Annotated in this window: 17 protein-coding genes; 7 read left to right on the top strand and 10 right to left on the bottom strand. The window is 73.2% G+C overall.

All coding sequences use genetic code 11. The features are described from left to right. Positions 1–53 precede the first annotated feature (53 nt). Complete coding sequence (locus FNX44_RS09115; protein WP_143647496.1) at positions 54–1388, bottom strand: hypothetical protein; 1335 nt, start codon at positions 1386–1388, stop codon at positions 54–56. Positions 1389–1529: 141 nt separating this feature from the next. Between FNX44_RS09115 and FNX44_RS09110 the strand changes: the two genes are divergently transcribed. Next, positions 1530–1844 (top strand): alpha-amylase inhibitor, encoded by a 315-nt coding sequence (locus FNX44_RS09110; protein ID WP_143647495.1) that lies wholly within the window; start codon positions 1530–1532, stop codon positions 1842–1844. A gap of 88 nt (positions 1845–1932) precedes the next feature. On the opposite strand, the gene FNX44_RS28550 is transcribed toward FNX44_RS09110, so the two are convergent. After that, positions 1933–2604: a hypothetical protein gene (locus FNX44_RS28550; protein WP_181355576.1), complete on the bottom strand. Its 672-nt coding sequence runs from the start codon at positions 2602–2604 to the stop codon at positions 1933–1935. Between the two features lie 269 nt (positions 2605–2873). On the opposite strand from FNX44_RS28550, the gene FNX44_RS09100 reads away from it, so the two are divergent. Together FNX44_RS09100 and FNX44_RS09095 are read left to right on the top strand one after the other, a co-directional pair. Then, positions 2874–3521 carry a hypothetical protein gene (locus FNX44_RS09100; RefSeq protein WP_143647494.1) on the top strand — a complete coding sequence of 216 codons (648 nt, stop codon included), beginning with the start codon at positions 2874–2876 and terminating at the stop codon, positions 3519–3521. 171 nt (positions 3522–3692) lie between these two features. Then, on the top strand, positions 3693–5387 hold the full coding sequence (locus FNX44_RS09095) for a BCCT family transporter (protein ID WP_143647493.1): 1695 nt from the start codon (positions 3693–3695) through the stop codon (positions 5385–5387). 132 nt (positions 5388–5519) lie between these two features. Here the strand turns inward: FNX44_RS09095 and FNX44_RS09090 are convergent, their stop codons facing one another. Together FNX44_RS09090 and FNX44_RS09085 are read right to left on the bottom strand one after the other, a co-directional pair. Next, entirely contained in the window at positions 5520–7268 is a 1749-nt protein-coding gene (locus FNX44_RS09090) for a S8 family peptidase (protein WP_143647492.1), read from the bottom strand. Between the two features lie 631 nt (positions 7269–7899). Next, on the bottom strand, positions 7900–10674 hold the full coding sequence (locus FNX44_RS09085) for a helix-turn-helix transcriptional regulator (protein WP_143647491.1): 2775 nt from the start codon (positions 10672–10674) through the stop codon (positions 7900–7902). A 162-nt stretch (positions 10675–10836) separates the two neighbouring features. On the opposite strand from FNX44_RS09085, the gene FNX44_RS09080 reads away from it, so the two are divergent. The 3 genes from FNX44_RS09080 (at position 10837) to FNX44_RS09070 (ending at position 13071) form a co-directional block, all read left to right on the top strand. Then, on the top strand, positions 10837–11448 hold the full coding sequence (locus tag FNX44_RS09080; RefSeq protein WP_143647490.1) for an ATP-binding protein: 612 nt from the start codon (positions 10837–10839) through the stop codon (positions 11446–11448). Positions 11449–11586: 138 nt separating this feature from the next. Continuing rightward, positions 11587–12648 (top strand): enoyl-CoA hydratase/isomerase family protein, encoded by a 1062-nt coding sequence (locus FNX44_RS09075; RefSeq protein ID WP_143647489.1) that lies wholly within the window; start codon positions 11587–11589, stop codon positions 12646–12648. Between the two features lie 111 nt (positions 12649–12759). After that, positions 12760–13071 carry a hypothetical protein gene (locus FNX44_RS09070; RefSeq protein WP_143647488.1) on the top strand — a complete coding sequence of 104 codons (312 nt, stop codon included), beginning with the start codon at positions 12760–12762 and terminating at the stop codon, positions 13069–13071. A 44-nt stretch (positions 13072–13115) separates the two neighbouring features. Here FNX44_RS09070 and FNX44_RS09065 read toward each other — a convergent pair whose 3' ends face one another. The 6 genes from FNX44_RS09065 to FNX44_RS09040 all read right to left on the bottom strand — a co-directional run bounded on the left by FNX44_RS09065 (position 13116) and on the right by FNX44_RS09040 (position 17944). After that, positions 13116–13577: a lamin tail domain-containing protein gene (locus FNX44_RS09065; protein WP_143647487.1), complete on the bottom strand. Its 462-nt coding sequence runs from the start codon at positions 13575–13577 to the stop codon at positions 13116–13118. 196 nt (positions 13578–13773) lie between these two features. After that, positions 13774–14010, bottom strand: coding sequence for a hypothetical protein (locus FNX44_RS09060; RefSeq protein ID WP_143647486.1), 237 nt, complete (start codon positions 14008–14010; stop codon positions 13774–13776). Between the two features lie 103 nt (positions 14011–14113). After that, complete coding sequence (locus FNX44_RS09055) at positions 14114–15025, bottom strand: glutaminase (RefSeq protein ID WP_323369171.1); 912 nt, start codon at positions 15023–15025, stop codon at positions 14114–14116. A 67-nt stretch (positions 15026–15092) separates the two neighbouring features. Then, positions 15093–15581 carry an ATP-binding protein gene (locus tag FNX44_RS09050; protein WP_228449766.1) on the bottom strand — a complete coding sequence of 163 codons (489 nt, stop codon included), beginning with the start codon at positions 15579–15581 and terminating at the stop codon, positions 15093–15095. A gap of 345 nt (positions 15582–15926) precedes the next feature. Beyond that, a complete protein-coding gene (locus FNX44_RS09045; protein WP_143647484.1) occupies positions 15927–16694 on the bottom strand; it encodes an enoyl-CoA hydratase/isomerase family protein in 768 nt (255 codons plus the stop codon). 95 nt (positions 16695–16789) lie between these two features. Next, positions 16790–17944 (bottom strand): L,D-transpeptidase, encoded by a 1155-nt coding sequence (locus tag FNX44_RS09040; protein WP_143647497.1) that lies wholly within the window; start codon positions 17942–17944, stop codon positions 16790–16792. A 646-nt stretch (positions 17945–18590) separates the two neighbouring features. Between FNX44_RS09040 and glgX the strand changes: the two genes are divergently transcribed. Further along, positions 18591–20876 (top strand): glycogen debranching protein GlgX, encoded by a 2286-nt coding sequence (gene glgX / locus FNX44_RS09035; RefSeq protein WP_143647483.1) that lies wholly within the window; start codon positions 18591–18593, stop codon positions 20874–20876. The last annotated feature ends 242 nt before the right edge of the window (positions 20877–21118 follow it).

Genomic DNA, 21118 nt, shown 5'->3' with positions numbered 1-21118 from the left:
GGCCCGCCGCCACCTGAGCCCGCCTCCGCCCGAGCCCGCCCGCCGGCGTCGGCTCAGACCCGCCGGAGCCGGAGGGCGGACCGCGCCCGGGCTCGGATCCGCTCATCCGGATCGTCCGCCAGAGCCCGCAGCGTTCGTAGCCGCTCCGCCCCGCCGGCGGCGAGCAGCAGCCGGCAGGCGGCCTTCCTGGTGTGCACCGGCCGCTCCGGGCCGACGCATCGGGAAAGCCATTCCATCGGGACCGCCAGGGCCGAGGGCAGCAGGGCGGTCGCCGCCTCCCGCGCCACCGCCGGCGCCTCGTCCGCCAGCAGCGGCCACAGCCGCGAGGCGTCGGCGGCGTCCAGGAGCCGCAGGCCCGTCACCGCCCGCGCCCGGACGGCCGCGTCCGGGTGTCCGACCAGCGGCCACAGCAGCGCGGCGTCCGTCCGCCGCCCGCACTCGGCCAGGCCGACCGCCGCCCACGGCGGCAGGTCCAGCCGGGCGGCGTCCGCGCACCAGGCGCGGTAGCGGGACGGCGGATCGTCGCCGTGCTGCCGCAGCACATAGCGCGCGCACGCCCGGACCAGCGCCGAGCGGTCGACGAGGAAGGGTTCCGCCCGGTCCGGCCGGCCCGCCCGCCGCAGCGCCGTCACTCCGGCTGAACGCGCGTGCGCGCCACGGGCGTTCAGCAGTGGGCCGATCACCTCTTCGGGACAGCCCTTCCCGACGTGGGCCGGCACGGCGTCTGCGCACAGCCGCTGCACCACCACGTCGCGGTCGGCCGCCGCTGTCCGGGCGAGGGTCACCGGCGGGAGACGGCCGTCCGCCACGGCCAGCCGGTGGGCGAAGCGGCGCACCACCCGGTCGTCCGCGTCGAGCAGCGCCGGTAGCCGTCGGGCGTTCTCCGCACGCACGGTGTCGCGCAGGAGGTCCGCTCCCCACTCGCCGCGTCCGCGACGGGCGAGCCTCAGCAGGTGCGGAGCCAGCAGGGCAAGGCGGTCCGGTGGCAGCGTCGACAGCGCGGCCTCCATCAGTCGCCGGGCCCGGCCCCGCACCACCGGCGCCCAGTCCGCGCATCGCACTGCGACCAGCGGGAGCAGGGCCGGGCGTTCTGCCGCCGGGGCCAGCGCCGCCTCGCGCACGCGGCCGTCGGGGTGGCACAGCGCCAGCGCCAACCGCCTGTCACTCGGCCCGCGTCGCGGAGGAGCGCCGGGCGGTCCGCAAAGCAGGTCGGGCCGCCCGGCGATCTCGGCCAGGGTCGGGAGCAGCTCGGCCCGGTACAACCCGATCGTCCGCACACCGATGTCGAACTCGAGCCATCGGCGCGGGTCGTCCACGTCCAGCACAGTCTCCAACCGCGCGCCGTACGCCACCCGTTCCGCTGCCGCTTCCCCGGCCCACGTGTCCATCGCCGTGTCCCCCTCGTCTGGCGTGTCGACCCTATGACGTCACAGGTTGTGGGCATGGCGCACGCGGGTTTCGATCAGTGGGGGTCACCTCGGTGACCCGTGACCGCACCACCGCAGTACCCGAACGGGGAAAGGAACAGCATGTCCTGGATCAGGAAGACCTCGGTCACGGCCATGGCGCTCGCCGCGGCCGGACTCTCGGTCGTCGCCACCGCGCCGGCCGCCCAGGCGAAGGCCGGCGACACCGCGCCCTCGTGCGTGAACCGCTACATCGACGGCGACACCGCCAACCGGTACGTCTACGTCAGCCTGACGAACAACTGCAAGACCACCAAGAAGGTGAAGGTCGACATCCGGCTGGGCAAGGACAGCCCGTGCTGGACGCTCAAGCCCGGGGCGAACAAGAAGTGGACGTACGAGGGCATCGGCAGCTACCGCAAGACGGTCCTGTGCTGATCTGAACCGTCGGGACAGACAAGAGCGGGTGTGCGCCGGACTCGGCGCACACCCGCTCTGCTGTTTCCGTCCCCCCGCCGCGCGGTGCCTACGGGCGCTGCTTCTTGCCCACCAGGTGGGCCATGGTGAAGGCACCGCCGCCGGCGACGGCCAGGCCCAGCAGCGCGATGGCGCCGTTGAGGCGCTTCCACCAGAACTCGGCGGGCGCGCCCGGCTTGTGTTCGAGCATCATCTCCAGCATGTCCGCGCCGCCCGCGTCGAGCAGTGTCGCCACGTAACCGTTGGTGACGGCGAAGAACGCGGTGAGCGTCGCGAACACGGCCGCGATGACGTGCGCGGCCGTCTTGCGGCCGCCCGCGCGGCCCGCGACCGTGCCGACGGCGGCGGCGAGCGCGAGCGCCAGGACGATGTAGCTGATCCGCAGCCCGATCAGCGACAGGTCCTCGTAGCTGAGGACGAGCATCAGGATGTAGGCGGCGGAGAGGCCGCCGGAGACGAGCCAGGCGAAGAGGAACGCCTTGCCGACGTTGCCACGGCCACCGGGCGGCGGCGGGAAGCCCGGCTGCGGAAAGCCCGGCTGCGGGTAGCCGGGCTGCTGCGGGTAGCCCGGCTGCTGCGGGTACCCGTAGCCGGGGCCCATCGGCTGGGGCGGCTGCTGCGGGTAGCCGTAGCCGGGCGGCTGCTGCGGCGCGGGCGGCTGGCCGGGCTGGCCGTAGGGATTGTTCTGGGGCGGCTGCGGCGGCTGCCAGGGCTGGCTCATGGTTCCCCCGAGAGTGAAGCGTGTTCGTCGAAGCACAGTTGCTGTGCGCGGTCAAGGTACCAAGGGCGTCCGTCGGCGGGGAGCCCGAGGCGGTACCTGCCCGCGGCAGGCCACAGCGGGGACACGGCCGGGACACGGGCGTGCTACAGACGCCGCGCGCGGGCGCACGGCCGCCGGCGCGCGATGGGCCATCCGATACCCTTCCTGTGCTCTTCGGCCGTCGCGCACGGCCCGCACCTGCTGAACCGTCAGTACTCGGGGGAACCATCATGCGAACTCGCCGCGCCGTGGGCGCCGCCGTCATCGCCCTCACCGCCGTCGTCGGCCTCGCCGGCTGCGCCGACCAGCCGAAGGACAAGGCGTTCGGCGGACTCGGGGACGCTCCGTCGCCGCCGACCATGCCGCCGCTGCCGTCCCTCAGCCCGCCGAACCTGTCCACGGGCGGTCTCAGCTCGGGCGGCACCAGCGGCGGCCTCAGCTCCGGGGGCACGACCGGTGGACTCAGCTCCGGGGGCTCCACGGGCGGCCTGAGCTCGGGCGGTACCAGCGGCGGGCTCTCCTCCGGTGGCACCACGGGCGGTTACACGCCTCCGCCGACGTTCAACCCGAACGCCCTCGGCGAGGTCGTCGGGCAGAACTGCCGCTACGACCGGGGCAGCGCACGCATCAACTACGACGTGACCATCCAGAACTCCTCCAGCGAGCACGCGTTCACCTACTCCTTCACGGTGGCCTTCCGGGTCGGTACCAGCCCGTCCTCGACCATCGCGACCCGGACGCTCAGGACCGACTACCAGACGGTGACGGTCAACGCCGGCGGCGACCGGACCGTGCGCCCGCACGCGTCGTACTCCACCAACGACCGCTTTGTGTACTCCTGCCAGGTCACCAGCGCGCGCAAGTCGCTGGCCAGGTAGTCGAGCGACCCACTCGAGCGACGCACCGCATCCGCCCTCCCTTTCCGGACGAGACCGTCCGGAAAGGGAGGGCGTGGCAATTCCCCGGGCCGGGTAGACGCTGGGGTAGCGTGACGGGGCTGTGAGCCGGATCACAGTGCGACGACTCGTCGGGGGTGCTTCTTGCTCGGTTTGCTGGAACGACTCGCACGACGGCTCGGCCTGCGGACGGATCCGGTCATCTTCTTCACCTCGGCGGCGCTGACGTTTGTCTTCGTCGTGACCGCCATCGGGTTGACCGACCAGGTGGACAGCGTTTTCCGGGCCGCCTCGGACTGGCTGAAGAGCAGTCTCGGGTGGTTCTACATCCTGGGAGTGACGACGTTCCTGGTCTTCCTGCTGTGGATCGCGCTGAGCCGCTATGGGCACATCAGGCTCGGCGGGCAGGAGGCCCGGCCGGAGTACAGCAACCGGGCGTGGTTCGGGATGCTGTTCGCCGCCGGTATCGGCACGATCCTGATGTTCTGGGGTGTGGCCGAGCCGATCAGCCACTTCGCGAATCCGCCGCAGACGGACGTGGAGCCGGAGTCCGTCGAGGCGGCACAGATGGCGATGGGCTACTCGCTGTACCACTTCGGGCTGCACACGTGGACCATCTTCTGCCTGCCCGCGCTGTCGTTCGCGTACTTCGTGCACCGGCGCGGACTGCCGTACCGGGTGAGTTCGATCCTGCACCCGCTGCTCGGCGAGCGCATCCACGGGCCGGTGGGCCGGGCGATCGACATCACGGCGGTGATGGGCACGCTGTTCGGGGTGGCGGTCTCCATCGGGCTGGGCACGATGCAGATCAACAGCGGTCTGGCGGACCTGTTCGACGTGCCGGAGAACCGGCTGGTCCAGATCCTGATCATCACGGTGGTCACGCTCATCGCGACGGGTTCGGTCGTGGCCGGTCTCGACAGGGGCATCAAGCGGCTGTCGAACTTCAACATCAGCATCGCCATCGCCCTGATGCTCTTCGTCCTGGTGACGGGGTCCACGCTGTTCCTGCTGCGCGGCGTGATCGAGACGACGGGCACGTACCTGAGCTGGCTGGTGCCGCTGTCGTTCTGGAACGACACGTTCGGCGACACCGGCTGGCAGGGCAGTTGGACGGTCTTCTACTGGGCGTGGACGATCACCTGGTCGCCGTTCGTGGGCATCTTCATCGCGCGGATCTCCAAGGGCCGGACGATCCGCGAGTTCGTGACGGGCGTGCTGATGCTGCCGACGGCGTTCACCGTCGTGTGGTTCAGCGTGTTCGGGCTGTCCGCGATCAACCTCCAGATGGAGGGCGAGGCGGACCTGGTGGCGGAGGTCGTCGACCAGGGCGACATCCCCGGTGCGCTGTTCGCCTTCCTGAACAACTTCCCGCTGTCGACGTTCGTCGCCGCCGTGTCGGTGTTCATCGTGGTCATCTTCTTCACCACCTCCTCCGACTCGGCGTCCCTGGTGGTGGACCTGCTCTGCGTGGGGAAGACGGAACAGGCCAGCCCGACGCGGCAGCGGGTCTTCTGGGCGATCACCGAGGGCGTGGTGGCCGGCACGCTGATCGCGGCGACCGGGACCGGCGGGCTGACGGCGCTGGAGCAGGTGATCACCGTCGTCGGACTGCCGTTCTTCGTGCTCGGCTTCCTGATGATGTTCTCGCTGCTGCGCGCGCTGCGGCAGGACTTCCCGCAGTTGGGCGGGCCGCCGCCGGGAATGTTCCGGGCCGAGTTGGCGGACCGCCGCCGGGCCGTCACCCGCCGCGCGAACCGGGCCCGGCGGAAGGCCGTACAGGTGCGGCGCGGGATCGGGCGGCGTGAGGAGACGGGCGCCTCCGAGGACGACGGCGGGGAGCGCTGACGTACCGGCGGGGAACACGCGGCGGCGGCCCCGGCCGGGTGGGTCGGGGCCGCCGCCGCCACCGCCGGGCCCCCGGATGGTGGCGGCGGCACGGCAGGGTGTGCGGGACCGGCGTCAGGGCCGGTCGCGGTGTCAGAAGGTCAGGCTCCAGGCGTTGAGGTAGCCGGTGTCGCCGCGGTAGACGTCGGTGACCCGCAGCCGCCAGGTGCCGTTCGCCGCGACCTGGCTGGCGTTGACGGTGTACGTCTGGTTGAGGTTGGCGACGTTGTCCGAGGCCGAGGAGTTCTTCAGCCGGACGCTGTTCCCGTTCGGCGCGACCAGGTCGACGACGAGGTCACCGCGGTAGGTGTGCCGGATGTCGACGGCCACCCGCAGGTCGCTCGGGCCGTTGCCGCTGACACCCGTCACGTTGATGGACGAGGTCACGGACCGGCCGGTGTCGGGGATGTTGAGCCGGGTGGTGTTCTCGAAGGTGCGGCCGGCCGGCGGGTTGCCGGTGTCGCCGCCGCCTCCGGTGACGGCCCGCAGCGTCTTGGCCGCGTCGGCCAGACCGGCGCCGCAGCCGCCGGAGCAGGTGCCGGGCAGTGGACGGGCGTTGGCCTTGATCGCGGACTCGATCTGGGCCGGGGTGAGCGACGGCTTGGCCTCCAGCATCAGCGCGGCGAGGCCGGCGACGTGCGGGGCGGCCATGCTGGTGCCCTGGTAGGCCCGGTAGTTCTCGGTGGACGGGCCGCGGGTGCCGCTGTTGAGGGTGGACAGGATGCCGTTGGCGGCCGAGACGTGGGTCTCGCCGCCGGGGGCGGTGACGTCGATGGTGGCGCCGTAGTTGGAGTAGCGGGCGCGGTCGCCGTTGCGGTTGCTCGCGGCGACCGTGATGACGTTGTTGCAGTTGGCCGGGGTGAAGCCGGAGGCGTTCTGGTCGCTGTTGCCGGCGGCGACGACAACCGTGCTGCCCCGCCCGACGGCGCCGTTGATGGCGTTCTGCGTGGTCGTGCCGCAGCTGCCGGGGCCGCCGAGGCTGAGGTTGAGGACCTTGGACGGGTTGGGGTTGGCCGGCACGCCGGGGACGGAACCGCCGGACGCCCAGGTGATGGCGTCGGCGATGTCGACGGTGGAACCGCCGCACTTGCCGAGCACCCGGACGTGCTGGATCTTCGCCCGGTGGGCGACGCCGGCGACGCCCTTGTTGTTGTTCGCGATCGCGCCGATGGTGCCGGCGACGTGGGTGCCGTGCCAGGAGGAGTCGGAGGCGCGGGTGTCGGGGCCGCACTCGCCGGCGGCACGCCAGTCTCCGGTGTCGCTCGGGTCGCTGTCGCGGCCGTTGCCGTCCCGGGCGTTGCCGGCGTCGGAGATGAAGTCGTAGCCGGCGACGGTGTTGCCGTTGAGGTCGGAGTGCGAGACGTAGCCGGTGTCGATGACGGCGACGGTGACGCCGTTGCCGGTCGCGGTGTCCCACGCCTCGGGCACGTTCATGCCGGCGCGGGCCTCGAAGAGGTCCCACTGCTTCGCGTAGTCGGTGTCGTTGGGCGTGGCGAAGGCGTACATCCGGGTGTCGGGCTCGACGTAGGCCACGTCCGGATCGGCCTTGAAGGTCGCCATGACCTCGGACGCCTCGGTGCGGCTGAGTTCCTTGCCCAGGTCGACGACGGCGGCGCCGGTGCCCAGGCGGCGGTCGAAGCCGAGCTTCTCGCCGGCCTTGCGGGCCTTGGCCGCGATGTCCTTGCGGGCCGCGGCGTTGGAGCCGGACTCCTCGGACTTGTTCTTGTAGCCGACGATGAGCCTCTCCACCCGGGTCTGCGGGGGGAGTTCGGCTGCCTGCGCGTTGTCGGCGGGGGCCTTGGCGGCCTCGGGCGCCCGGGGCGCGTCGTTCGCGCCGGCCATGGCGGGAGTGAGCACGCCCACGCCCACGGCGGTCGCCGTGGCGAGCGCGAGAAGGGATATACGTGCGCGGCGTGAGGTCTTCCGGGCACGCGTGAGTGGTCTGTTCAACGGTGCTGCCTTTCGAAGCCGGGCCCGGCTGCACACGCCGGTACCGGTGTGGAGGGTTGGCGAAGGCGGCACGGTGGGAGGCGGGGCCGGCGGACGGGCGCGCGGGGCGCCCGCGACGGTCGCCGGGCTGAGCCCCGCCGTTCTGCCGTGCGAGGGCGTGTCGGCGGTGACGTGCGTGGTCCGTGCGGTGGCTGGTCTTGTGGACTCGCACCGCGGCGCGTCACCGTCGCCGACAGGCCGAAGGTGTTTTCCCCCGGGCGGCGTTCGCGATGGATGCCCACCACCGCGAACGTGTGTCCGACCGACTGGTTGGGTAGAAGCTAGGGCGTCGGCGGCGCCACCGGAATACGCGTCCGGTGATCTACGGATACCTAATTAACTCGGGCCCGCCGCTATGCCGTACTTGGCCACAATCGCCTGGTCAGAGCCGGTTTACGGGCAAGCGCCCGGCGTCCGCTGAGCGGACGGGACCCGGTCGGCGGGCCGGCGCCGCGGGCGTCGCGAGCGGAGAGCGGGCGGCTGATCAGTCCGGGACGAGGTCCTGCCGGGACTGGATGCCGAGCTTGCGCATCGCACGTGCGACGTGTTGTTCGACCGTGCGCGGCGACAGGTGCAGCGTGGCGCCGATCTCCCGGTTGGTGAGGCCGGCGGCGGCCAGTTCGGCCACCTCGCGTTCGCGCGGCGAGAGGCGGTCTCCGTAGCCGGGGCGCCCCGGGGAGCGGCGGCCGCGTTCGGGGCGGTGGGCGCGGAGCAGGGCGCGGGCGCGGGAGGCGTCCCAGATCGCGCCGAGCTCGACGAACGTCTCGACCGCCTCGGTGAGTTGGTCGGTGTCGGGGGTCAGCCCGCCGTCCTCGGCGGCGTGCGCGCAGCGGAAGCGGGCCTCGGCGGTGAGTGCGCGCTGGTAGGGGCGGCCGAGCTCCGCGTACCGCTCGCCGGCCCGGCCGAGGAGATCCACGGCGGTGGCGGGTTCGCCGTCGGCCTCGGCGAGCAGGGCCTGGCACCACAGCAGCGCGATCCGCGCCGAGGGCGCGTCGCGGCCCTCCAACCCGGCGGCGAACTCGGTGACCATCTCGTGGGCGTCGGTGGCGCCGGTGTGCCGTACGGTCGCCTCGACGGCCCACGGCGCGAGTTCGGCCGCCCACACCCACACCTCGGACTTGCGCATCCGCGCCCAGGCCTCCGCCGCCTCCTTCGCGGCGCCGGGCACGTCGTCCCGGGCCAGGGCGAGTCGGATACGCGCCCCGGACGCCGCCGCCACCAACGGCACCGAGCCCTGCGCGGGCGCCGGGATGCCCTCGCCGTCCAGCCACTGGCCCATCTGCGTCCAGTCGCCACGGGCGAGCGCGAGTTGGCCGAGTACCACGCGGGCGTCCTCGGCGATCATCGGCATCTGCCCGGACTCGGCCACGTGCGCCTCGCAGCGCCCGGCGAGACCGGCCCACCGACCGGTGGACCAGTCCAGCAGCAGCCCGGTGCCGTGTCCGGTCTGCTCCTGGTAGGACGCGCCGCTGCGGGCCGAGTGGTACAGGCCCTCCTCCAGCAGCTTGGCCGCCCGGTCGTAGTGGCCGAGGAGCACGGCGGCGTCCGCACAGTTGCACAGGCCCCGGGCGACGTGCTGGGAGTCGGCCGGATCGATGCCGTCGCGCGGCAGCTCGTCCAGCAGCCGCCAGGCGTCCGGGTCGCCGATACCCAGCAGCACGGAGACGGTGTTCGCGGCGACGGCCAGCTTCACGGTCTCGTCCCCGCTGTCCTCGGCGGCGCGCTGCGCCCGCCTGAGCCAGGACATGCAGTGACCGAAGGACGCGGTGGGCCAGTAGGGGATCGCCAGCGAGGACATCACCCGGGCCGTCAGGGCGGGCTGGTCGCCCAGCTCCTCCACCGCGCGCTCCATCTCCGCCCGGCCCTCGACCGCCAGGCCGAGCTGGTTGGCGAGCAGCAGTCCGAGGTCGAGCCGGACCCGGCCACGGACCTCGGCGGGCAGCTCCCGGTCCTCCACGATGTGCCGCAGCACGCCGACCGTCTGGTCCGAACGCAAGCCGACCACCGCGCTGTTGGCGAGCAGCGGAGCCAGCCGGACCCGGGCCTGCGCGGGCAGCGAGGGATGACCCAGCGCCTCCTCCAGCAGCCGCACCGCCCGCTGGTGCTCGCCGCGCTGGGCGCAGCCGGAGGCGGCGCGCTCGACGGCCCGAGCCCAACCACCGAAGTGCCCGCTGTCGCGGCGGTGTTCGGCGACACGCGCCCACGGCACCGGCTGCCTGCCGGCCAGCACCTCACCGGCGGCGCGGTGCAGCCGGGCCCGTTCGGGCCCCGGTATGCGGGCCGCGAGCGCCCGCGCGGCGAGCGGGACGGCAAAGCCGTACCGGTCGGCGGCGAGTTGCTGGACGACGGCGGCGGCAAGGGCGGCGGTCAGCGCCGGCGCGGCCTCGGCCGGCGGCAGCCCGGCGGTGCGGGCCAGCTCCCGCAGGCTGGCCGGCTCGTCCAGCACGGCGGCGGCGTGGGCCAGTTCGCGGGCGGCGCCGGTGAGCCGGGCGGCGCGGCCGAGCACCAGGTCGGCCAGGCGCGGCGGCACTCCGGCGGCGTCGACGTCGGCGGCGGTCCGGCGCCGCCGGTCGTCGAGGCCACCGGCGGCGAGTATCCGCAGCAGGTCGGCGACGACCTGGGCGACGCCGCCGGAGAGCCGGTGCAGCCGGGCCACCAGGTCGGGCCCGACCCGGTCGGCGCCGAGCGCGGCGAGTGCGGCACGGCACGTCCACTCCTCGTCACGCGGGCCGAGTTCCTGGTGCAGCACGGTCAACTCGGCTGGGTAGCCCACGGGTTCACGCAGCGGCAGACCCGGGTGCGGCAGCTCCTCGGGGCGGTGGGCGAGGACGACGCTCAGCCCCGCCGACGGGCGTTCGAGCAGGTCGCGCAGGACGGCGGCGACGGGTTCGTTCGCCAAGTGCACGTCGTCGACGACCAGCAGCCGGCGGCCGGTGCCGCGGGCGAGTGCCGCCAGCCGGGTCAGGGCGCTCGCCCCGCCCGGATCGGCGGCACCTGCGCCGTCTCGGTCTCCGTCTCGGTCTCCGTCCGGGGCGACAAGGGCGACAAGGTCGTGTCGCGTGCAGCGCAGCTCCAGGCGCGGCGCGGCGGCCGGCTCGGGGAGGGAGAGCAGTCGGCGCACCAGCTCGCTCTTGCCCGTGCCGGCCGCCCCGGCGAGCAGCAGGACCACGGGGTCGTCACCCGAGGTGAGCAGGGCGCCCGTCCGCCGCAGGGCCTCCTGGTCACTTTCCGTGACGTTCCCGCTTTCCTGTGGAGTCATGCGGCGTTTTCGCTTTCTTTGCGTATACGTACTTCCGAGGTCCCTGATTGCACAGTGTCCACCGAGGCGGGCAGCTTGGCACCACCACCGGTGACAAAACCTCGCGAGACCGCGCGAAGCGGTCGCGGCGCCGGGAGCCGGCGTGGCGGCTAAGGAGCACTGATGAGCACAGCAGCACAGCCGTGGTCCAGCGCGGTCCTGACCTGCCCGGGCGAGAGCGCGCCCGGCCGGTCTGCCGCACGGGGCACCGCCGGGCGGCCGGTCCTGGGTCCCCGGCCGGAGGAGGTCACCGCGGCCGCGATGACCACCCGGGCGTCCTGCTGTCTGGCCGCGACCCGGGAGGCGGCCCCTGCCATGCGGCACTTCGCGAGTGGGATGGCCCGCTGCTGGCTGCTCTCGGAGCGGGTGCAGGAGGCGGTGTCGGTGATCGTCACCGAACTCGTCGCCAACGCCGTGCTGCACAGCGACAGCCCGGAGGTCTCGCTGTTCCTCACCGTCTCCCCCGACACGCTGCGTGTGGAGGTGCGGGACTCCGGCCACTGGCGTCCCCGGCAGGAGCCCCGGGTGGAACCGCTGGACGCCGACGTGCCGTGCGGCCGGGGACTGCCCCTGGTCGAGGCGTACGCCTCGCGCACCGCGACACTGCCCTCGCCGCGGGGCACCCGGGTCGTCGCCGACATCGACCTGAGCCCGGCGGACGGCCCCGCCGGACACCACGACACCGGGCTGGCCGGTCCGCTCGACGCCCAGCGCCACGTCACCGGCCTCGGCTGACGGACACCGCCGCGGTCGGGCCGCGCCGGCCGGTACGCGTTGGTCGGGTCGCGCTGGTCAGGTGGCGGGTGGCGGTCGTAGGGTCGGGCGCGGGCGCGGCGCGTTCGGCGCGTTCGATCCGGAGGGGAAGACCGCAGCATGCGAGACCACAGTGACCAGCCCGGCGGCGAGCAGCCCGAGGTGCATGTCGAGCGGCGAGGGCGGGCCGGGTACCTCACCCTCAACCGCCCCCGCGCGCTCAACTCGCTCAACCACCACATGGTCCGGCGGCTGACCGAGGCGCTGACGGCCTGGCGGGCGGACGACTCGGTGGAGGTGGTGGTCGTCTCCGGCGCCGGCGAACGCGGGCTGTGCGCGGGCGGCGACATCCGGGCGATCCGGGAGGACGCCCGGTCCGGCGGCGAGGCCAGCCTGGCGTTCTGGCGGGACGAGTACCGGCTCAACGCGCTGGTGGCCTCCTATCCCAAGCCGTACGTGGCGCTGATGGACGGCATCGTGATGGGCGGCGGCGTGGGTGTCTCCGCGCACGGCCGGGTGCGGGTCGTCACGGAGCGGTCGCGGGTGGCGATGCCGGAGACCGGTATCGGCTTCGTGCCGGACGTGGGCGGCACCTGGCTGCTGGCCCACGCCCCCGGCGAGCTGGGCACCCATCTGGCGCTGACCGCGCGAGCGGTCGGCGCCGCCGACGCCGTGCTGTGCGGACTCGCCGACCACCACGTACCGGCCGACCGACTGCCCGAGCTGCGGGACGCGCTCGCCGAGGAGCGGCCGGACCGGGCGCTGGCCCGGTTCGCCACCGAGCCGGCGCCGGGCGAGCTGGCCGGACAGCGCGAGTGGATCGACCGCTGCTACGCCGCCGACCGCGTCGAGGACGTGCTGGCCGCCCTGTTGGCGGAGGACCTGCCGGAGGCCAAGGAGGCCGCCGAGCACATCCACGCCAAGTCGCCGACCTCGCTGAAGGTCACGCTGCGCGCGCTGCGGCTGGCGCGGCGGCTGGGCGGCCTGGAGGAGGCGCTGGAACAGGAGTTCCGGGTCTCCAGCGCGGCGCTGCGCTCACCCGATCTGGTGGAGGGGGTGCGGGCGCAGATCGTCGACAAGGACCGCTCGCCGCGCTGGTCGCCGCCGACGCTGCGGGAGGTCACGGACGAGGACGTGGCCGCCTTCTTCGCGCCGTCACCGGCCGGCACGCTCTTCGGCTGAGTCGGCCCGCCCGCCCCCCGGACCTGGGCGGCCGGCCCGCCGCGGGGCCTCGGCGGCCTGCCGCTGACGAGCGTCGGCGGCCTGTCGGTGGTACGGCCTAAGCTCGGGCGTATGAGCTACTCAGACGTCCGGGAGCTGCGCACAGCGCTCCAGACGGCCACCGACATCGCCTACGGCTGGGAGGCCAACCCGCCGGTCGACCAGCTCGCCGAGGTCTCCGACGCGCTGCGGCGCGCGCTGGCCTCGGTGCGTGCGATGGAGAGCGAGCTGGGCGGGACGACGGGCTGCCGGGAGCATCCGCGCGGCGCCGTCGACCCGCTGTACGGGGACAAGGACGACCCGCTGCCGCCCGGCTGGGGCAGGTGCCTGCTGTGCAACGACCGGCGCCGCCGCGCCGCCTCCGGCCGCCGCGCCGCCCGCTGACCCGGTCGGCGGCGGCCGGGGGCGGCGGGCGGCGGCCGGCCGGGTCAGCAGTTCTTGTAGTCGACCTTGGTGGAGTTGTAGGAGCAGGTGTCCCGCAGGCCGCCGTCGGCGCGGCGCAGCGTCGCGGTGTCCTTGTCGTTGTTCCAGACGTACGCGGCGCGCTGCTGGTAGACCGTCGCCGAGGTGTTGGTGCCCTTGCCCGTGCGCACGGTCACGGACTTGCCCGCCTTGAGGGTGAACGTCCTGAAGGTGTACTTGTGGCCGGCCGCGTCGGTCAGGGTCCAGCCGGTGAGTTTGACGTCCTTCGCCGTGCTGTTGGTGATGCGGACCCACTCGCCGTTGAGGCTGGTGTTGGAGCGGTCGTCCTTGCCCGGCGAGTCGTACCAGATCTTCGCCAGGTGCACCGAGCCGGCGGCGTGGGCGGGCGCGGCGGGCCCCGCGAGCAGTCCGGCCGCGAGGGCGACGACGGCAGTAGCGGGGAGGAGACGTATCGGGGTTCTGGACACAGCTGTGCTCCGCTTGGGCTGAAGGGGCGTCGGACGGCGTCCGAGCACGGGGAAACGCGGCCGGCCGGGAGCGGCCGGGTGCGTGTCGCCGATGCTAGGCAGCGAGCCGTCACCCGTTCGGCGCTGTTACCGAATCAGGACATGACCGCCGTGTCGGGATGGGGGTTCGCGGTGCGTCAGCTCGGGGCGCGGGTACTCACCCGTCGCCGCGTGTGCCGCCCGGGGCGCGGGGGCCGCTCCGCCGCCCTGACTTCCGGGCGGCGGCGCGACGGCGGCGCGCTGTACGGGCCTCGCGCGCCGCGCGGGCCCTGGCCTGGCCGGCGACCCGGCGCTCCTCGTAGCCGGGAGGCTCCACGGTGTGCAGGCACTGGCCGCAGGCGTAGCCGCCTTCCGGTCCCTCGATGACCGGCCAGCCGCACTGGGCACAGGTCATGGCCGTCTCCACACCCCCTGAGTCGAATGTGGATCTTAGAGCACCACGCCGGACGAACCGACAGCTTCCGGCCACGGCGCACGTCCCGCGCATCGGCCAGGGCCTAGAACACGGACCAGTCGGAGCGCTCGGTGAAGTCCTCCAGCGCGGCGAGGGCGCCCACCGAGTTGCCGGCGGCGTCCAGTCCGGGGCTCCAGGCGCAGACCGCGCCCCGGCCCGGGACGATGGCGAGGATTCCGCCGCCCACGCCGCTCTTGCCGGGCAGGCCGACGCGGTAGGCGAACTCGCCGGCCGCGTCGTAGGTGCCGCACGTCAGCAGAACGGCGTTGATGCGTTTGGCGTCGCCCCGGCTGAGCAGTCGGCTGCCGTCGGCGCGCAGTCCGTGCCGGGCGAGGAAGCCACCGGCGAGTGCCAGGTCCCGGCAGTCGGCGCTGATCGAGCAGTGCGCGAAGTAGTGGCCCAGCACGTCGTCGACGGGGTTGTGCAGGTTGCCGAAGGAGGCCATGAAGTGGGCGAGCGCGGCGTTGCGGTGGCCGTGACCGGCCTCGGACTCGGCCACCGCGCGGTCGGTGTCGATGGCCGGGTTGCCGCTCTCCTCCCGCAGGAAGTCGACGACGGCACCCCGGGCGTCGCCGGTGAGGCTGAGCAGCGCGTCGGTGACGACGAGGGCACCGGCGTTGATGAACGGGTTGCGCGGAATGCCCTGCTCGGACTCCAGCTGGATGAGGGAGTTGAAGGGGTTGCCGGACGGCTCGCGGCTCACCCGCTGCCACAGGGCGTTGCCGCCGTGCGAGAGCGCGAGGGCGAGCGCGAAGAGTTTGGAGATGCTCTGCACGGAGAACGGTTCGCGCCAGTCCCCCACACCGTGGACCTCGCCGTCCACCGTCGCCAGCGCCATGCCGAAGCGCTGGGGATCGGCGCAGGCCAGCGCGGGGATGTAGTCGGCCGGGCGCCCCCGGTCCAGTACGGGTCGGGCGGCCTTCATGGCGTGTCGCAGCAGTTCCTGGTAGTCCACGCGTTCATTGTGTCCCGCCTCGGCACACCGGGCTCCCCGGGCTCCCCCGCAAGCCTTCCTCCCGGGGTCACTGCTCGACGACGCGCATCTCGAACCAGGTCGTCTTGCCGCGCGGCTGGAGGTCGACGCCCCAGCGGTCGGAGAGGCGTTCCACCAGCCACAGCCCGCGTCCGCTGGTGTCCATGGGCTGCACCGGCAGCAGGCACGGCAGCCCGCGGGACGGGTCGCGCACCTCGACGCGGATGCGGCCCCGGTTGCGGTACATCCGCAGCCCGAACCGCTGCGCGCCGGTGTGCAGGACGGCGTTGCCGACCAGTTCCGACACCAGCAGCACGGTGTGTTCCGCCAGTTGCCCCGGCAGTCGCCACCGGGTGAGGAGTACCGTCTCGGCGAGTTGCCGCGCGACCTTGGCCGACTCCGGCCGGTTGGGCAGCTGGACCTCGTCGAGGCTGGGGTCGGCCACGGTAGTGAGATCGTCGGGGCCGAGGCCCGCCCCGCAGTCGAGTGTCGGCGCGCCGGGCGCCCCGCCTTCCCGTTCCGCCATGCGTCCCGCCATGGGCAACATGATGGCCTCTCACATGGCCTGATGTGCGCGGGTCTACGGGATTCGCCGGGCGGCCGCGGCCGCCCGGAGGGGGCCGCAGGATGGGGCGACCGGTCGGTAACCGGGGTGCCACCTGGGCGGACGTCCGGTACGCCGGGTGCGAGGACGATCACCGAAAGCGACAACCGAGGCACCGCTTAAGTCGCCCTTGAGGTTGTACTCATGTCACGTTGACGGCGGTTGCACACCAGGGTGACGCGGAACCGCCACGACGGCCGACCCGTGGCGGATCGGCCGTCGTGAGCAGAGCGCGGGGGCGTGCCGGACGCGCGTCGGGGCGCAGCGCGGCGGGGCGGCTCAGCGGAACTTGGCCTTGCCGGGGCCTTCCTCCACGAAGCTGCGCATGCCGATCTCGCGGTCCTCGGTGGCGAACAGTCCGGCGAACCAGTTGCGTTCGATGGCCAGCCCGGTGTCGATGTCCGCCTCGAGGCCGGCGTCCACGCACTCCTTCGCCGCGCGCAGCGCGATGGCCGGCCCGGCCGCCAGCCGGGACGCCCAGGCGTGCGCCTGCTCGTAGACCTCGGCGGCCGGCACGACCCGGTCCACGAGGCCGAGCGCCAGCGCCTCCTCGGCCCTGACCATGCGTCCGGTGAAGATGAGGTCCTTGGCCTTGGACGGGCCGACCAGTCGGGAGAGCCGCTGTGTACCGCCGGCGCCGGGGATCAGGCCCAGCAGGATCTCCGGCTGGCCGAGCTTGGCGTTCTCGGCGGCGATCCGGTAGTCCGCGCACAGCGCCAGCTCGCAGCCGCCGCCGAGGGCGTAGCCGGTGACGGCCGCGACAACCGGCTTGGGGATGCGGGCGACGGCGGTGAAACTGTCCTGGAGGTCGCGGGACCTGGCGACCATGGCCGCGTGGTCCATCTCGCGCATCTCCTTGATGTCCGCGCCGGCGGCGAAGACCTTCTCGCCGCCGTAGAGGATCACGGCCCGCACGTCCTCGCGGTGCGTGACCTCGGTGGCGAGTTCGCGCAGACGGTCCTGGGTGGCGATGTCGAGCGCGTTCATCGGCGGGCGGTCCAGCCGGATCGTGCCGACGCCGTCCGCGACCTCAAGATTCACAGTCATGGCGGCAGGTTAGCCCCGGGCCCGGCCGGTGTCGTGGGTGCGCCGCTGTGATCCGGCCTACGCCCTCGCCGGGGCGTGGGCCGGACCACCGCGGGTCACTGCCCCGCGCCCCACTCGCTCCACGGCATGTTCCAGCCGTTGAGGCCGTTGTCCGGCTGGATGGTGCGGTCCTTGGAGTTCCGCACCTCGACGACGTCGCCGATCATCGACTTCCCGTAGAACCAGGCGCCGGGCACTCCCGGGTCGCCGCCGCCGCGCACGTCGTGCAGCCCGACGCAGCCGTGGCTGACGTTGGCCGCGCCGAAGGTGCTCTTCGCGGCCCAGTAGTTGCCGTGGATGAACGTGCCGGAGGTGCTGAGCCGCATGGCGTGCGGCACGTCCTTGATGTCGTACTCGCCGCCGAAGCCGACGGTGGCGCCGTTCATCCGGGTGACCTTGTACTTCTCGCTGATCACCATCTTGCCGTTGTAGGTCTCGGTACCGGGCGCGCCGGTGGTGATCGGGATCGTCTTGATCACCTTGCCGTCGCGGCGGACCGTCATCGTCTTCTTCGCCGCGTCGACGACGCTCACCTGCGCCCGGCCGATGGTGAAGGAGACCTTCTTCTCCTGCGTGCCGTAGACGCCGTCGGCCCCCTCGACGCCGTTCAGCCGCAGGTCGAGCGTGACCTTGGTGCCGGGCTTCCAGTACTTCTCGGGCCGCAGGTCCAGGCGGCGGTCGCCGAACCAGTGTCCCTTGATCTCGACGGCGGGCTTCGCCGTCACCTCGATGCCCCGGGCGACCTCGGCCCGGTTGGCGACGGCCCGGTTGAAGTTGATCGACACGGGCATGCCGACGCCGACCGTGGAACCGTCCTCCGGGGTGAAGTAGCCGACGAAGGTGTCCTTGGCGACCAGCGTGGTGAAGGTGGCGTTGCGCGCCGCCTCACGGCCGTGCTCGTCGCGGGCGACGGCGTTGACCGTGTACCTGGTGGCGGTGGCCAGCGGGCGCTCCGGCTCCCACAGCGTCTTCCCGCGGGTGAGGCGGCCGGCGACCTCCCGGTCCTCGTCGTCCTTGACCGTGACGGTCGTCAGCCGGCCCTTGTCCGCGGTGACCCGCAGCCCGCCGGTGGTCGGCACGTTGGACGCGCCGTCCTTCGGTGCGATCTTGACCACCGCCGTCGAGGCTCCGGTGGCCGGCTTGTCCGACGGCTTCTCACCGCCCTTGTCCTCGGCGCCCGCGCCACCACCGCAGCCGGTCACCGCCAACATCACCACTCCGAGTCCGGCGGCCACCAGACCCCCACGCGACCGCCACCCGCCTATCGCGGACTTCCTCACGACGGCTCCCCTTCACACTGCCCGCCGCGCGTCACCGCGCGACCTCCACGCCCCCTGCGCCACCACGTGGCGAAATCGGCTCTACCGACAAGAAGCGAACCACAGGGGACCCCTGTACGAAGCCCCCTGGAATGTCACCGTTCCGTCCCGGTTTCCGACCGGCGCCCGGCCCGTGACCAGCGCGCCACCCGACACCACGACCGGACGGTGGCGGGCGTCCGCCCGGCCGGGCGCGACACGCCCGACATGCCGTCAGCCCCCGTCACCCGAACAGCGCCCCGCGCGCGGGGTCGCTCCGACCCGGCCGAAGCCGCCCGACGGGACGCGTGTCGCGGACAAGTACCCCTCCGCGCAACGGAGAACGGCCGCGCCGGCCCCCGCCGTGCGACCGGGCGGGACGGCGGCGGCAGTGGGAAAGGTCGCACTCACGCGTGTGAGTGAGGCACCTCCTACGGGAAGAATCGCGGTGAAGAGCGCCCCACACCTTCGTACCCGAGCCGCAGGAGGCTGCCCACGTGCCCTGCACAGCGTCGCCGACCAGGTGCCTTACGCGGCTCCACCGAGGGGGAGGACGCCCATGACGGAGACACACGCGGCCACCGGCCGCACCGAGCGGCCCAGCAGCACGCGCCCCGCCGCCCCGGCTCCCGCAGGAGAGGCGCGGCGGACCGTCGTCCGTGGGGACGGCTCGACGCGGCGGCCCGTGTGGCCGGGCAGTCCGCAACCGCTCGGCGCCCGCTACCACCTGGGCCCGGACGGCGTGCCGGGCACCAACTTCGCGCTGTGGGCGGGCGGCGCGGAGGGCGTGGAGGTGTGCCTGTTCGACGACGCGGGCGACGAGACGCGGCACCCGCTCACCGAGCTGACCCACGAGATCTGGCACGGTTTCCTCCCCGGCGTCCGCCCGGGCCAGCGCTACGGCTACCGGGTACACGGCCGCTGGGACCCGTGGTCCGGCGCCCGCTGGAATCCGGCCAAGCTGCTGCTCGACCCGTACGCCCGGGCCGTGGACGGCGACTTCACGCTGCCCGCCGAGGTGTACGGGCACGTCCGGGACTGGCCGGAGCAGCACCTGGCGGACACGGTCCGCGACAACCGCGACTCGGCGCCGCACGTCCCCAAGGGCGTGGTGGTGCACAGCGGCGGCACCAGCGGCGCGGACGACGAGTGGCTGGACGACCGGCGTCCGAAGACGCCGTGGGCCGACACCGTCCTGTACGAGCTGCACGTGCGCGGCTTCACCAAGCGCCACCCGGGCGTGCCCGAGCAGCTGCGCGGCACATACGCGGGCCTGGCCCACCCGGCGGCGATCGAGCACCTCACGCGGCTCGGCGTCACCGCCGTGGAGCTGCTGCCGGTCCACCAGTTCGCCCACGAGGACCATCTGCTGCGGCGCGGCCTGCGCAACTACTGGGGCTACAACTCCATCGGGTACTTCGCCCCGCACGGCGCGTACGCCGCGTACGGCACGCGCGGACAGCAGGTCGGCGAGTTCAAGGAGATGGTGCGGCGGCTGCACGAGGCCGGGATCGAGGTCATCCTGGACGTGGTCTACAACCACACCGCCGAGGCCAGCGAGCTGGGGCCGATGCTGTCGCTGCGCGGAATCGACAACCGGGGCTACTACCGGCTCGCCGACGACCCGCGCCGCTACGCCGACTACACCGGCTGCGGCAACACGCTGCACGTCGTCCAGCCGCAGGTGCTGCGGCTGATCACCGACTCGCTGCGGTACTGGGTGCAGGAGATGGGCGTCGACGGCTTCCGTTTCGACCTGGCGGCGGCACTGGCCCGGTCGATGCACGACGTCGACATGCTCTCCCCCTTCCTGGCCGTGATCGCCCAGGACCCGGTGCTGCGCCGGGTCAAGCTGATCGCCGAGCCGTGGGACGTGGGGTCCGGCGGCTACCAGGTCGGCGCGTTCCCGCCGCTGTGGACGGAGTGGAACGACCGCTACCGGGACGCCGTACGGGACTTCTGGCGCGGCGCCCTGCCGGACGTGCGCGACCTGGGCTACCGGCTGTCCGGCTCCAGCGACCTCTACGCCTGGGGCGGCCGCCGCCCCTACGCCTCGGTCAACTTCGTCACCGCCCACGACGGCTTCACCCTGCGCGACCTGGTCAGTTACGAGCGCAAGCACAACGAGGCCAACGGCGAGGACAACCGCGACGGCACGAACGACAACCGGTCCTGGAACTGCGGCGCCGAGGGGAGGACGAACAACGAGGAGGTCAACGCCCTGCGGCGGCGGCAGCTGCGCAACATGCTCACCACGCTGCTGCTGTCCACCGGCGTGCCGATGCTCGTCGCCGGTGACGAGATGGGCCGCACGCAGGGCGGCAACAACAACGCCTACTGCCAGGACAACAACATCGGCTGGCTCGACTGGTCGCTGCTGAAGGAGCCGGCCTGGCGGAACCTCTTCGACCTCACGACCCGCCTGATCGCCCTCCGCCGCGCGCATCCGGTGCTGCGCCGCAAGGCGTTCTTCTCCGGCCGGGCGCACGGGCCGGAGGGGCTGCGCGACCTGGCCTGGTTCGCGGCCGACGGCTCGGAGATGACGGAGGCGGACTGGTTCGCGCCGAGCACCACGCTGGGCATGTACCTGTCCGGACGGGACATCCCGCAGCGGGACGCGCGCGGCGAGCCGGTGGTCGACGAGAGCTTCCTCGTCGTCCTGCACGCGGGCCACCAGCCGCTGGACTTCCCGCTGCCGGGCCCCCCGTGGGCGGACGCCTACGAGCTGGTCGTCGACACCTCGCGCGAGTCGCAGGCCCGCGCCCCCGCCACCCGGGCAACGGCCGGCTCGGCGGTCAGCGTGCCACCGCGCAGCGTCCACCTGTGGCGCGTGGACGTCTCGTAGTGACACCCGGCACTCCCCGGCGGAACGTTCCCCCGCGTCCCCGATCTGATGACCGGCCCCGTCGCCCGTAACCTCCCCCTCCCCAGCGGGAGTTGGGCCGACCATGCGCCGTCACGCAGCCGTCGCCACGCTGGCGGTCGCCGCCGCCACCCTGGCGACGACCGCCGGATGCCTCACCGTCAGCCCCGCCGCCGAACCACCACCGCCGCCGCGAAGGCGGTGATGCCCGGCAGGAAGCCCAT

It is taken from the genome of Streptomyces alkaliterrae (assembly GCF_007097205.2).
GTDB classification, from domain to species: domain Bacteria; phylum Actinomycetota; class Actinomycetes; order Streptomycetales; family Streptomycetaceae; genus Streptomyces; species Streptomyces alkaliterrae.
This window is presented reverse-complemented; position numbering and strand designations above follow the sequence as displayed.

Excerpts from the sequence above, each read along its gene's own strand:
- FNX44_RS09115 (WP_143647496.1), bottom strand. The coding sequence starts at position 1,388 with ATGGACACGTGGGCCGGGGAAGCGGCAGCGGAACGGGTGGCGTACGGC.
- FNX44_RS09110 (WP_143647495.1), top strand. The coding sequence starts at position 1,530 with ATGTCCTGGATCAGGAAGACCTCGGTCACGGCCATGGCGCTCGCCGCG.
- FNX44_RS28550 (WP_181355576.1), bottom strand. The coding sequence starts at position 2,604 with ATGAGCCAGCCCTGGCAGCCGCCGCAGCCGCCCCAGAACAATCCCTAC.
- FNX44_RS09100 (WP_143647494.1), top strand. The coding sequence starts at position 2,874 with ATGCGAACTCGCCGCGCCGTGGGCGCCGCCGTCATCGCCCTCACCGCC.
- FNX44_RS09090 (WP_143647492.1), bottom strand. The coding sequence starts at position 7,268 with ATGGCCGGCGCGAACGACGCGCCCCGGGCGCCCGAGGCCGCCAAGGCC.
- FNX44_RS09085 (WP_143647491.1), bottom strand. The coding sequence starts at position 10,674 with ATGACTCCACAGGAAAGCGGGAACGTCACGGAAAGTGACCAGGAGGCC.
- FNX44_RS09080 (WP_143647490.1), top strand. The coding sequence starts at position 10,837 with ATGAGCACAGCAGCACAGCCGTGGTCCAGCGCGGTCCTGACCTGCCCG.
- FNX44_RS09075 (WP_143647489.1), top strand. The coding sequence starts at position 11,587 with ATGCGAGACCACAGTGACCAGCCCGGCGGCGAGCAGCCCGAGGTGCAT.
- FNX44_RS09070 (WP_143647488.1), top strand. The coding sequence starts at position 12,760 with ATGAGCTACTCAGACGTCCGGGAGCTGCGCACAGCGCTCCAGACGGCC.
- FNX44_RS09060 (WP_143647486.1), bottom strand. The coding sequence starts at position 14,010 with ATGACCTGTGCCCAGTGCGGCTGGCCGGTCATCGAGGGACCGGAAGGC.
- FNX44_RS09050 (WP_228449766.1), bottom strand. The coding sequence starts at position 15,581 with ATGGCGGGACGCATGGCGGAACGGGAAGGCGGGGCGCCCGGCGCGCCG.
- FNX44_RS09045 (WP_143647484.1), bottom strand. The coding sequence starts at position 16,694 with ATGACTGTGAATCTTGAGGTCGCGGACGGCGTCGGCACGATCCGGCTG.
- FNX44_RS09040 (WP_143647497.1), bottom strand. The coding sequence starts at position 17,944 with ATGTTGGCGGTGACCGGCTGCGGTGGTGGCGCGGGCGCCGAGGACAAG.
- glgX (WP_143647483.1), top strand. The coding sequence starts at position 18,591 with ATGACGGAGACACACGCGGCCACCGGCCGCACCGAGCGGCCCAGCAGC.